The 11,244-nt window shown below is 65.2% G+C and carries 12 protein-coding genes; 2 read left to right on the top strand and 10 right to left on the bottom strand.

Annotated features, from left to right (window positions below):
• Nucleotides 1-33: 33 nt before the first annotated feature.
• Nucleotides 34-1,017: a 2Fe-2S iron-sulfur cluster-binding protein gene (locus TGR7_RS07860; RefSeq protein ID WP_012638134.1), complete on the top strand. Its 984-nt coding sequence runs from the start codon at nt 34-36 to the stop codon at nt 1,015-1,017.
• Between the two features lie 171 nt (nt 1,018-1,188).
• Here the strand turns inward: TGR7_RS07860 and TGR7_RS07855 are convergent, their stop codons facing one another.
• The 10 genes from TGR7_RS07855 to glyA form a co-directional block, all read right to left on the bottom strand.
• Nucleotides 1,189-1,833: a retropepsin-like aspartic protease family protein gene (locus TGR7_RS07855; protein ID WP_041441268.1), complete on the bottom strand. Its 645-nt coding sequence runs from the start codon at nt 1,831-1,833 to the stop codon at nt 1,189-1,191.
• A 135-nt stretch (nt 1,834-1,968) separates the two neighbouring features.
• The gene (locus TGR7_RS07850; RefSeq protein WP_012638132.1) at nt 1,969-2,463 is read right to left on the bottom strand and encodes a phosphatidylglycerophosphatase A family protein; all 495 of its coding nucleotides are present in this window, start codon (nt 2,461-2,463) and stop codon (nt 1,969-1,971) included.
• Nucleotides 2,464-2,478: 15 nt separating this feature from the next.
• The gene (gene thiL / locus TGR7_RS07845; protein ID WP_012638131.1) at nt 2,479-3,426 is read right to left on the bottom strand and encodes a thiamine-phosphate kinase; all 948 of its coding nucleotides are present in this window, start codon (nt 3,424-3,426) and stop codon (nt 2,479-2,481) included.
• 144 nt (nt 3,427-3,570) lie between these two features.
• Nucleotides 3,571-4,020, bottom strand: coding sequence for a transcription antitermination factor NusB (nusB, locus tag TGR7_RS07840; protein ID WP_012638130.1), 450 nt, complete (start codon nt 4,018-4,020; stop codon nt 3,571-3,573).
• 3 nt (nt 4,021-4,023) lie between these two features.
• Nucleotides 4,024-4,503 (bottom strand): 6,7-dimethyl-8-ribityllumazine synthase, encoded by a 480-nt coding sequence (gene ribH, locus TGR7_RS07835; RefSeq protein WP_012638129.1) that lies wholly within the window; start codon nt 4,501-4,503, stop codon nt 4,024-4,026.
• A gap of 171 nt (nt 4,504-4,674) precedes the next feature.
• Nucleotides 4,675-5,784, bottom strand: a complete 1,110-nt coding sequence (ribBA, locus tag TGR7_RS07830) for a bifunctional 3,4-dihydroxy-2-butanone-4-phosphate synthase/GTP cyclohydrolase II (RefSeq protein ID WP_012638128.1) — start codon at nt 5,782-5,784, stop codon at nt 4,675-4,677.
• 105 nt (nt 5,785-5,889) lie between these two features.
• Nucleotides 5,890-6,552, bottom strand: coding sequence for a riboflavin synthase (locus tag TGR7_RS07825; RefSeq protein ID WP_012638127.1), 663 nt, complete (start codon nt 6,550-6,552; stop codon nt 5,890-5,892).
• Nucleotides 6,553-6,745: 193 nt separating this feature from the next.
• Complete coding sequence (gene ribD, locus TGR7_RS07820) at nt 6,746-7,855, bottom strand: bifunctional diaminohydroxyphosphoribosylaminopyrimidine deaminase/5-amino-6-(5-phosphoribosylamino)uracil reductase RibD (RefSeq protein ID WP_012638126.1); 1,110 nt, start codon at nt 7,853-7,855, stop codon at nt 6,746-6,748.
• A gap of 96 nt (nt 7,856-7,951) precedes the next feature.
• Nucleotides 7,952-8,470: a transcriptional regulator NrdR gene (nrdR, locus tag TGR7_RS07815; RefSeq protein WP_012638125.1), complete on the bottom strand. Its 519-nt coding sequence runs from the start codon at nt 8,468-8,470 to the stop codon at nt 7,952-7,954.
• 93 nt (nt 8,471-8,563) lie between these two features.
• Nucleotides 8,564-9,817, bottom strand: coding sequence for a serine hydroxymethyltransferase (glyA, locus tag TGR7_RS07810; protein ID WP_012638124.1), 1,254 nt, complete (start codon nt 9,815-9,817; stop codon nt 8,564-8,566).
• Nucleotides 9,818-10,173: 356 nt separating this feature from the next.
• On the opposite strand from glyA, the gene TGR7_RS07805 reads away from it, so the two are divergent.
• The gene (locus tag TGR7_RS07805; RefSeq protein ID WP_012638123.1) at nt 10,174-11,160 is read left to right on the top strand and encodes a TAXI family TRAP transporter solute-binding subunit; all 987 of its coding nucleotides are present in this window, start codon (nt 10,174-10,176) and stop codon (nt 11,158-11,160) included.
• Nucleotides 11,161-11,244: the final 84 nt, after the last annotated feature.

Here is an 11,244-nt window from a genome sequence, read left to right as displayed (position 1 = left end):
TGGTGCTGAATCCACGCCCTTGCACGATCCCAGATGACCGCAGCAACCGTCCGTCTCATCCCCGGTGACCACACGTTCAGCGTCGAGGGCGAGGAGACCATCCTCGAGGCCGCCCTGCGCGCCGGCCTGTCGGTCAATTACGGCTGCAGCAATGGCAACTGCGGGGATTGCCGCGCCCGGGTGCTGGAGGGCGAGGTGCGCAAGATCCGGCCCCACGACTACGTGTTCAGCGAAGCGGAGAAGCAGCAGGCCTACACCCTGATGTGTTCCGTCACCCCGGTCACCGACCTGCTGCTGGAGGCCGGGCTGGCCGAGGGCCCCGAGCAGATTCCCTTGCAGCGCGTCAGCGCCACGGTGCGCGGCATCGAACACCCGGACCCCCATGTGCTGATCCTGCGCCTGCAGACACCCCGGACCCAGCGGCTGCGCTTTCTCGCCGGTCAGTCCGTTCGCCTGGATCTCGGCGGGGGGTTATCCGGCACCCTGCCCCTGGCCAACTGCCCCTGTGATGATCGCAACCTGGTGTTTCACCTGGACGCCTCGCGAGAGGATCCCTTCACCAGGCATTGTCTGGATCAGCTGGGCAAGGGAACGAGCGTGGACATCGAGGGCCCCGAGGGTGACTTCGTGCTCAGCGAGGAGCATCCCGGCCCGCTGGTCTTCCTGGCCATGGATACGGGCTTCGGCCCGGTGCACAGCCTGGTGGAGCATGTGCTGGCCCAGGAGACCGGCGAGGCCCTGGACCTGGTGTGGGTGGCCAGCGGGGAACGGACCCATTACGAGGACAACCTGTGCCGGTCCTGGAACGATGCCCTGGACGGGTTTCGTTACCAGGCCTTGCGTGTCGGGACTGATGCTCAGGTGGAAGCTGTCATCCGGTCTGCCTTGCCGGAGATCACGGATGCGCCCCAACGGGATGCGTTCGTGGCAGGTTCCGAGACTTTCGTCCGGGCGGGGCTGTCGGCCCTGGCACAGATCGGGGTGCAGGCATCGCGCTGCCGCAGCCTGGTGCTGTGAGGGAGCGCATGGAAGCTGTTGAAGATCTGTCGATTGGAGAGTGGATGCAGGAGCGGCAATCCGGTCGCAAACCGCCACATCCACCCTGGCATCGGCGTTCGGCCCGTGGTCGGGCCTCCTACAGAGTGAAGGTGTAGGAGCGGCGACCTCGCCGCGAACGGGGTGTCCGGATCAGAACCGCTGTTCCAGGATCAGCGCCTGCCCCTCGTTGCGCATCTCGACGCGGCTCAGGAAGGTCATGCCCAGCAGGGCAATGTGGGGGGAGTTGCCGGGCAGGACCATGGCCCGGACATTGCGCTGCTCGATCTCGCCCACGCGCACCCGGTCCAGGGTGACCTCATAGGCGAACGTGGTCCCCGAGGCCGTGCGCGCCTGGGTGAGCTGGCCCCGGGTGTAGTCGATGCCCAGACGCTGCGCCTCGTTGGAACTCATGGCGATGCTGGTGGCACCGGTGTCCACCAGGAAGGTGATGGTGCGGCCGTTGATGCTGCCTGTGGTGGTATAGGAACCACGGGAGTCGGCATAGATCTGTGCCCGGGCCGACTCACGGGCCTGGAAGTTCCCGCCGGCCCGTCCGCCCAGGGCCACCTGACGCCGCTGTCCGTTGATGTCCAGCACCACGTGCCCGGCCCGGCTGTCCGTGGACAGCAGGTGAACGCCCTCTTCGCTGCGTTCACCCACGCGCATCACCTGGCGCTTGCCATCCACTTCGAGCATGGCGCGGTCGGGAAAGATACCCAGCACCACCACGTCCCGCGCCTGGGCGGGCAGAGAGAGCATCAGCAGGCAGAGCAGAATCCAGGGGGTGCGTGCCACGGGTGATCACAAGGGAAGAGAGACAAGATACAAGATACAAGATACAAGGGAGAAATAGTAGAAAGTCAGGAAGTAGGAAGCTTCGCACTCCTTGCTCGATTCGTACCTCCAAATTCCAAATTCTCACTTCCCACTTCAATTGCCGCCCCACCACCAGGCGATCAGCTGCAGCACGATCAGGGCGTAGACACCCGCCACGATGTCGTCCATGACGATCCCGGCGCCGGTGTGCATCTGCCGGTCGAACCAGCGGGCGGGCCAGGGCTTGACGATGTCGAACAGGCGAAACAGGGCGAAACCGATCAGTATCCAGACCCAGCCCGCAGGCGCGGCGATCATGGTCACCAGGAAGCCGGCGAACTCGTCCCAGACGATGCCGGGGTGGTCATGCACCCCAAGCTTGCGCGCGCTCTGGCCGCACAGCCAGAAGCCCGCCAGGGTCACCAGCAGCGTGGCCAGCAGGTAGGCCCACAGGGGCAGCGGCTGCAGCAGCAGGAACAGGGGGATGGCGGCCACCGTGCCGGCGGTGCCCGGTGCCCAGGGTGAGAGCCCGGAGCCGAAACCGAAGGCGAGGAAATGCACCGGGTCGCTGAAGACCGTGCGCGCGGGCGGTGGCGGAATGCGGGGCATGGTTTCGGTCCGTTCTCAGGTGAAATGCTGGTAACCCGGTGTCAAAAGGCTGAATGGCCTGCCATCGTCATCCAGGAGGCGCAGCCCGGGTTCGGCGTCGATGGTCCCGATGCGGTTGAAGGGCGTGGGCACGCAGGTCCTGAGCAGCCCGGCCACCCCTTCCGGCAGGGTGAACAGCAATTCGTAGTCATCACCCCCGGCCAGTGCCAGGCCCCAGTCCGGGGCATCGCCACAGAGTGCACGAAAGGCCTCGGACAGGGGCATCTCGGACAACTGCAGTGTCGCGCCCACCCCGGAGGCCTCGAGCACGTGGCCCAGATCCGCCAGCAGGCCGTCGGAGAGGTCGATGGCGCAGCGGGCCTGACCGCGCAGGGCGAGTCCCGCCTCGATGCGCGGACTCGGATGGGTGAGTCGTTCCACGAGCCAGTCCGTGTTCCCGTCTCCCTGGCCCCGATGCGCCCACTGTCTGAGTCCCAGGGCCGCGTCGCCCAGGGTGCCGGTCACATAGATGCCCTCCCCCGCCCGCGCGCCGGCCCGGCGCAGGGCCTGGCCACGGGGCACGAGACCCATCACCTGGACCGTGACGCTCAGGGGGCCCTGGGTGGTGTCCCCGCCCACCAGGTCCACGTCATAGCGGCGGGCCAGACCCAGGAAGCCTTCGCTGAACTCGGCCAGCCAGGCCTCGTCGGCCTCGGGCAGGGTCAGGGCCAGGGTGGCCCAGGCGGGTGTCGCACCCATGGCCGCGATATCACTGAGATTCACCGCGAGTGCCTTGTGTCCCACCGCTTGCGCCGGGGTATCCGCGGGAAAATGCACCCCGGACACCAGGGTGTCCACGCACACGACCAGTTCCTGATCCGGCGGAACCCGCAGCAGGGCCGCGTCATCCCCCACGCCCAGGATCACGTCCTGGCGTGTCCCGGGTCGGGTGAAGTACTTGCGGATGAGATCGAATTCCGGCACGTGCGGGTCTGTCCGTCCTGAAACCGAATGAAAAGCGAACCGCTATGGACGCGAGTATGCGCGAAGGTCGCATAGGGTTTTATAACGATATCCTTTGCGTTCTTGGCGCATCCTTCGCGCCCTTTGCGTTCCGGCTTTTGACTTTCAGTTAGCCGAGGCTTCCATGGCCCGCAGCTGACGCCCCAGCTTGTCCAGCACGCCGTTGACGAACTTGTGGGCGTCGGTGGCGCCGAATTTCTTGGTCAGTTCCACCGCCTCGTTGATGACCACCCGGTAGGGAATATCGATGCGCTGCTTCAGTTCGAAGGTGGCCAGGCGCAGGATGGCACGTTCCACCGGGTCCAGCTCGGCGACGCTGCGGTCCATCTGGGGTGCGAGCAGTTCGTCCAGTTCGTCCACCTGTTCGGTGACGCCCAGCAGCAGTTCCCGGAAGTAATCCGCATCGGCCTTCTCCAGCTCCGGGTCTTCCCGGTACTGCAACAGGATGTCCTTGGGGTGGTAGCCGGTGAGCTGCCACTGGTAGAGGGCCTGCATGGCCACGCGCCGGGACTGGCGGCGGGCGTGGCTCAGGCGTCGATTGTCGGGTCCGGTCAAGGCTCAGCCCTTCAACTGCTTCATCAGGCTGACCATCTCCAGGGCGCCCATGGCGGCGTCCACGCCCTTGTTGCCCGCCTTGGTGCCGGCGCGCTCCACGGCCTGTTCGATGCTGTCGGTGGTGAGCACGCCGAAAGACACCGGCAGACCGCTGTCCATGGAGACCATGGCCAGGCCCTTGGCGCTCTCGCCGGCCACGTAGTCGAAGTGCGGGGTGGCGCCGCGGATCACGCAGCCCAGGGCGATGATGGCGTCGTGCTTGCCGGACTTCGCCATGGCCTGGGCGGCCAGGGGCAGTTCATAGGCGCCGGGTACGCGCACGATGGTCATGTCCTTGTCCTTCACCCCGTGACGGCGCAGGGTGTCGACCGCCCCTTCCAGCAGGCGCTCCACGATGAAGCTGTTGAAGCGGGCCAGCACGATGCCGTAACGGCCGCCGGCGGCCTGGGTGAAGTCGCCTTCAATGGTCTTGATCGAATTCATGACGGTATCCGGTTGGTTGATTGGTTGGGTCTGGAATTAAACGCGGAGAGCGCAAAGACGCAGAGAGCGCAAAGTGTAATCATTTCAAATCAAAAACTTTGCGTCCTCTGCGTCTTTGCGCTCTTTGCGTCACACCACGAAGCCAGTTCTCCCAGTGTACCCGCTTTGGGGTCAGTCGCTCACGTACTCGACCACTTCCAGGCCGAAGCCACCCAGGCCGTGGAAGCGCTTGGGCGCCGACAGCAGGCGCATCTTCTGCACACCCAGTTCCGCGAGGATCTGGGCGCCGATGCCGTGGGTGCGCAGTTCCACGGGCTCGGCCTCGCCGTGCTCCACCGGGCGGCGTTCCTTGAGTGCCATCTGGCGGATGCGGCGCACCAGGTCCCGGGAGGATTCGGGCTTGCGGATGATCACCGCTACGCCCTTGCCGGCGGCACTGATGCGTGACAGGACGTCACGCAGGGGCCAGCCACAGTCGGGGCCGTTGTAGGCGAGCGTGTCGCACAGGGTGTGTTCCACGTGCACGCGTACCAGGGTGGGCTCGTCGCCGCGGATCTCGCCCATCACCAGGGCGAAGTGCAGTTCCTTGCCGATCACGTCCTCGAAGGCATGCAGGCGGAACTCACCGAACTCCGTGGGGAAGGCGGTCTCGGCCACCTGCTCGACGCTCTTCTCGTTCTCGATGCGGTAGCGGATCAGGTTCTCGATGGTGCCGATCTTGAGATTGTGCTCGGCGGCGAACTTCTCCAGATCCGGGCGCCGCGCCATGGTGCCGTCCTCGTTGAGGATCTCCACGATCACCGCCGCCGGCTCGAAGCCGGCCAGACGGGCGAAGTCGCAGCCCGCCTCGGTGTGGCCGGCGCGCACCAGCACGCCGCCCGGCTGGGCCATCAGCGGGAACACGTGTCCGGGTTGCACCACGTCGGTGGGCTGGGCATTGGGCGCCACGGCGGTGCGGATGGTGTGGGCCCGGTCGTAGGCGGAGATGCCCGTGGTCACCCCTTCTGCCGCCTCGATGGAGACGGTGAAGTTGGTGCCGTGCTGGTCGTTGGTGTCGGTGACCATCAGAGGCAGCTTGAGCTGCCTGCAGCGCTCCCGGGTGAGGGTCAGGCAGATCAACCCTCGGCCATACCGGGCCATGAAGTTGACGTCCTCCGGGCGCACCATGGAGGCCACCATGAGCAGGTCGCCCTCGTTCTCACGGTCCTCGTCGTCCAGGATGACCACCATGCGCCCCTGGCGCAGGTCGTCGATGATCTCTTCTGTGGTGTTGAATGCCATGGTCATCCGAGTGGGATAAATGATTAAAGTAAATTAGACAGGATTAACAGGATTATTATGATTTTAAAAGAATTTCATCCGGTTAATCATGTAAATCCTGTCCGATCATTTCTTTCCAAGAAATCCGTGTTCCGCCAGGAAGGCCTCGGTCAGTCCGCTGCCGGACTCGGCGGCCTTCTCGCCCAGCAGCAGGCGTTCCAGGTAGCGGGCGATCAGGTCCACCTCCAGGTTCACCCGGGTGCCGGCCCGGTAGAAGCGGATGGTGGTCTCCTGCTGGGTGTGGGGCACGATGTTCACGGAGAACACCGCACCATCCACCCGGTTGACGGTGAGGCTCACGCCATCCATGCAGATGGAGCCCTTGGGCGCGATGTAGCGTGCGAGGCCTGCCGGGGCGCGGATCTCGTAGCGCACGGAGCGGCCGTCGTCCTTCAGGGACAGCACCTCGCCCAGTCCGTCCACGTGACCGCTCACCAGGTGCCCGCCCAGGCGCGTGGTGGGCGTCAGGGCCTTCTCCAGGTTCACGGCACTGCCCTTGCCCAGTGCGCCCAGGCTGGTGAGCGACAGGGTCTCCCCGGAGACATCGGCCACGAATCCATCCCCAGGCAGTTCGACGGCGGTCAGGCACACGCCGTTCACGGCGATGCTGTCGCCCAGTTGCACATCGGAGAGGTCCAGCTTGCCGGTGCGAATGCGCAGCCGGCAGTCGCCGCCCCTGGGCTCGATGCCCGCCACCTCGCCGACCGCCTGGATGATGCCTGTGAACATGCTCGTGATCTCTGTGTTCAAAACGAAAACAATGGACAGGATGAACAGGATTATTTGGACCCCAAAAAGATCAGGATCGGACAGGATTAACATGATTTACTTGATGAAAAGAACCAAAAATCCTGTAAATCATGTTAATCCTGTCGAGTCCTTTTCAGTCCTTTTATTCCTGTGCATCCTGTCCATTTAAGAATCATGCCGTCGGACGCGCCACGATGCGCCAGTCTCCGCCCACGGCGCGGATGTCCTCGATCCTGAGTGGGACCCGCTCGTCCATGTGTTCGAGTCCGAGGTTCAGCAGGCCCCGGGCATCGTTGCCCATCAGGTGCGGGGCCATGTAGATCACCAGTTCGTCCACCAGGCCCGCCTGCATCAGGGAACCGCACAGGATCGGGCCTGCTTCGACGTGAAGCTCATTGATCCCGCGCCGGGCCAACAGTTCCAGGACCGCGTGCAGATCCAGTCCGCGGGGGGCGGAGGCCACGGCCTCCACCTCGGCGCCGCACGCCTGAAGTTGTGTGTAGCGGGCAGTGTCCTGCTCGGCTGTCAGCACCAGCGCCGGACCGCCTGTGGTGAACAGTTTCGCCTCGGGCGTGCAGGCAAGCCGTGTGTCCAGCACCACCCGCAGGGGCTGACGTACAGGCCCCTCGATGCCCAGTTCCTGCGCAGAGAGCCGCACATCCAGACCCGGATTGTCGGCGAGCACGGTGCCCGAGCCCGTGAGGATCGCGCCGGCGCGGGCCCGCAGGCGCTGCACGTCCCGGCGCGCGGCCTCGCCGGTGATCCAGCGGCTCTCCCCGCTCGCCATGGCGGTTCGCCCGTCCAGGCTCATGGCGAGCTTCACCCGGACATAAGGCCGGCCCTGCTCCATGCGGCTGATGAACCCCGGGTTCAACGCCCGTGCCTCGGCCTCCAGTACGCCGCTGGCGGTCGTTATGCCGGCGGCGGTCAGTCGTGCCAGACCCTGCCCTGCAACCCGGGGATTGGGGTCCACCATGGCGGCCACCACCCGGGCCACGCCCGCATGGATCAGCGCGTCGGCGCAGGGCGGTGTGCGGCCGAAGTGGGCACAGGGCTCCAGGGTCACGTAGACCGTGGCGCCCCGGGCGGCCTCGCCGGCCTGGCGCAGGGCCAGGATCTCCGCATGGGGCTCGCCGGCGCGCACATGAAAGCCCTCGCCCAGCACCTGCCCGTCGCGGACCATGACACAGCCCACCCGCGGATTGGGATCCGTGGTGTACAGACCCCGCCGCGCCAGCTGCAGCGCCCGGGCCATGTGGCGAGTGTCAGTTTCCGTGGTCATTCAGGCTTAAAATATTTGACAGGATTTACATGATTAACAAGATTAAAAAGTATTTATAACATCATGTTAATCATGTAAATCCTGTCAAAATTATTTTCAGTCTTTGCCCTCCCCCTCCTCGTCACCGAGCAGCGGGATCTGGTGCTTGCGCATCTCAGGGGTCAGGTCCTTCTCCAGGCGCTCGATCACCTCCCGGAAGGCCTGCACGTCGGCGAAGCTCAGGTACACCGAGGCGAAGCGGATGTAGGCCACCTGGTCCAGGTTGCGCAGTTCTTCCATGACCCACTCGCCGATGCGCCGGGAATCCACCTCCCGCTCGCCCTGGCCCAGCAGCTTGCGCTTGATGCGCGCCACCGCCTCTTCCACCTTGTCCGTGGACACGGCGCGCTTCTCCAGCGCATGGGTCATGCCGGACTTGAGCTTGTCCTCGTTGAACGGCTCCCGGGAGCCGTCGCGCTTGACCACCCGGGGCATGTTCAGCTCCGCGTTCTCGTAGGTGGTGAAGCGCTCGGAACAGGAGAGGCACTCGCGACGACGGCGCACCTGGTCGCCTTCACCTGCAAGCCGTGAATCGATCACCCGGGTATCGGGGGCTCCGCAGAAGGGGCAGCGCATGAGCGCAGTCTCAAGTGGCTAGTGGCAAGTGGCAAGGAAAGGTCTTCCTTGCCACTTGCCACTTGAGACTTGCCACTGTTTCCCAGTCACGGGTCAGTGCCCGTAGACGGGGAAACGCGCGCAGACATCCAGGACCTTCGCCTTGACCTGCTCGATGACCGCGCCGTTCTCGTGATCATCAAGCACGTCGCAGATCCAGCCGGCCAGGTCCTTGCATTCCTGCTCGCCGAAGCCGCGGGTGGTGATGGCGGGGGTGCCGATGCGGATGCCGCTGGTGACGAACGGGGACTGGGGGTCGTTGGGCACGGCGTTCTTGTTCACCGTGATGTTGGCATTGCCCAGGGCTGCGTCGGCGGCCTTGCCGGTCAGGCCCTTGTCGATCAGGTCCACCAGGAACAGGTGGTTGTCGGTGCCGCCGGAGACGATCTTGTAGCCGCGCTCCATCAGGGTGGCGGCCATGGTGCGGGCGTTGGCCACCACCTGCTTCTGGTAGTCCTTGAAGCCGGGCTCAAGCGCTTCCTTGAAGGCCACGGCCTTGGCGGCGATCACGTGCATCAGGGGGCCGCCCTGGGTGCCGGGGAACACCAGGGAGTTGAGCTTCTTCTCGATGTCGGGGTTGCTCTTGGCCAGGATGATGCCGCCGCGGGGGCCGCGCAGGGTCTTGTGGGTGGTCGAGGTGGTCACATCCGCGATCTGCACCGGGCTCGGGTAGATGCCCGCCGCCACCAGGCCCGCCACGTGGGCCATGTCCACCAGCAGGTAGGCGCCCACCTTGTCGGCGATGTCGCGGAACTTCTGCCAGTCGATCTCACGGGAGTAGGCGGAGAAACCGCCCACGATCATCTTGGGCTTGTGTTCCAGGGCCAGGCGCTCCACCTCGTCGAAGTCGATGTAGCCCTGGTCGTCGATGCCGTACTGGACGGCGTGATAGATCTTGCCGGAGAAGTTGACCTTGGCGCCGTGGGTCAGGTGACCGCCATGGGCAAGACTCATGCCCAGCACGGTGTCGCCGGGGTTGAGCAGGGCCATGTACACGGCGGCATTGGCCTGGGAGCCGGAATGGGGCTGCACGTTGGCGTAGTCGGCACCGAACAACTGCTTCACCCGGTCGATGGCCAGCTGCTCGGCGATGTCCACGTACTCGCAGCCGCCGTAGTAGCGCTTGCCGGGGTAGCCCTCGGCGTACTTGTTGGTGAGCACCGAGCCCTGGGCCTCCATGACCCGGGGGCTGGCATAGTTTTCCGAGGCGATCAGCTCGATGTGCTCTTCCTGGCGACGGGCCTCGGATTCGATGGCCTGCCAGAGTTCGTCGTCATAACCTGCGATACCCATCTGGATGGAAAACATGCTTACACTCCCGGGAAAACGTCTGGTATGGTGACCAGCGGTAGAGGCGCCAGAAAAAGAGCCGAATTATACCGTATTTTGAGCCAACACACAGGATAAGACCCCGTATTTTGTGTTGAAGGCGCAGGACCACGACTCCTAGCCCGTATAGCTCACCACGGTTCGTAGCGAGGGCGTCGAGATGCCGCTGTGACGGGGCGCGCGGAGCGGAAGACGGCGCAGGCGTAGCCGACACTACGTCAAGCCGGCTGGAGTGAGCACGCCCCGTCACAGCGAGCAGATCGACGGCCGCAGTAGGAGTGTGGTGAGCTATGCGGGCTAACCCTGCGCCCCGAACCCTCAAGGAGATCATCCCCATGAACCTGTCACGCATGCGTCGTTCCCTGCTCACGCTCCTGTCCGCAGGCCTTGCCCTGGGCCTCGCCGGCCCCATGCACGCCCAGGAGCGTTTCGTCACCATCGGCACCGGCGGTGTCACCGGGGTCTACTACCCCACCGGCCAGAACATCTGCCGGCTCATGAACCGTGACCAGGCCAGCCACGGCATCCGCTGCAACGCAGAATCCACCGGCGGCTCGGTGTTCAACCTGAACGCCATCCGGCAGAAGGAAATGAACCTGGGCGTGGCGCAGTCCGACTGGCAGTACCACGCCTACCATGGCAGCGACCGCTTCAGTGACGTGGGCCCCCACGAGTCCCTGCGCGCCGTGTTCTCCCTTCACCCGGAGCCCTTCACCGTGCTGGTGCGTCCCGACAGCGGCATCACTCGCTTCGAGGACATCAAGGGCAAGCGCGTCAACGTGGGCAACCCCGGCTCCGGCCAGCGGGGCACCGTGGAGCGCCTGATGGAGGTCTACGGCTGGCGCATGTCCGACTTCGCCCTGGCCTCGGAACTGCCCTCCCGGGAACAGGGCCAGGCCCTGTGCGACAACCGCATCGACGTGGTGCTGTTCACCGTGGGCCACCCCTCCGCGGCCATCCAGGAGCCCATCGCCACCTGCGGCGCGCGCATCGTGCCGGTGGAGGGCGAGATCATCGACACCCTGGTGAGCGAGACCCCCTACTATTTCCACGCCACCATCCCCGCAGGCATGTACCCGGGACAGGATGCGAACGTGCGCACCTTCGGCGTGGGCGCCACCCTGGTCTCTTCCACGGACACCTCCGAGGAGGCGGTCTATCACCTGGTCAAGGCGGTGTTCGAGAACTTCGACACCTTCAAGGGCATGCACCCGGCCTTCGGCGTGCTGGAGAAGGAGACCATGGTCAGCCAGGGTCTCTCCGCGCCCATGCACGAGGGTGCCCGTCGCTACTTCCGTGAAGCGGGCCTGCTCAGCGACTGAACACGCCCGGGACCAGCCCTGCATGGCGCACGCCCCTGACAAGGCACCGGTCGTTTCGGCCGGGGCCGCCCCTGCCCCCGGGGC

It is taken from the genome of Thioalkalivibrio sulfidiphilus HL-EbGr7 (assembly GCF_000021985.1).
GTDB classification, from domain to species: domain Bacteria; phylum Pseudomonadota; class Gammaproteobacteria; order Ectothiorhodospirales; family Ectothiorhodospiraceae; genus Thioalkalivibrio_A; species Thioalkalivibrio_A sulfidiphilus.
This window is presented reverse-complemented; position numbering and strand designations above follow the sequence as displayed.

Bases quoted from the DNA above. Each gene is read 5' to 3' on its own strand.
- ribBA (WP_012638128.1), bottom strand. From the start codon at position 5,784: ATGGCATTCAACACCACAGAAGAGATCATCGACGACCTGCGCCAGGGG.
- TGR7_RS07805 (WP_012638123.1), top strand. From the start codon at position 10,174: ATGAACCTGTCACGCATGCGTCGTTCCCTGCTCACGCTCCTGTCCGCA.
- ribH (WP_012638129.1), bottom strand. From the start codon at position 4,503: ATGAATTCGATCAAGACCATTGAAGGCGACTTCACCCAGGCCGCCGGC.
- nrdR (WP_012638125.1), bottom strand. From the start codon at position 8,470: ATGCGCTGCCCCTTCTGCGGAGCCCCCGATACCCGGGTGATCGATTCA.
- glyA (WP_012638124.1), bottom strand. From the start codon at position 9,817: ATGTTTTCCATCCAGATGGGTATCGCAGGTTATGACGACGAACTCTGG.
- TGR7_RS07850 (WP_012638132.1), bottom strand. From the start codon at position 2,463: ATGCCCCGCATTCCGCCACCGCCCGCGCGCACGGTCTTCAGCGACCCG.
- ribD (WP_012638126.1), bottom strand. From the start codon at position 7,855: ATGACCACGGAAACTGACACTCGCCACATGGCCCGGGCGCTGCAGCTG.
- TGR7_RS07860 (WP_012638134.1), top strand. From the start codon at position 34: ATGACCGCAGCAACCGTCCGTCTCATCCCCGGTGACCACACGTTCAGC.
- TGR7_RS07825 (WP_012638127.1), bottom strand. From the start codon at position 6,552: ATGTTCACAGGCATCATCCAGGCGGTCGGCGAGGTGGCGGGCATCGAG.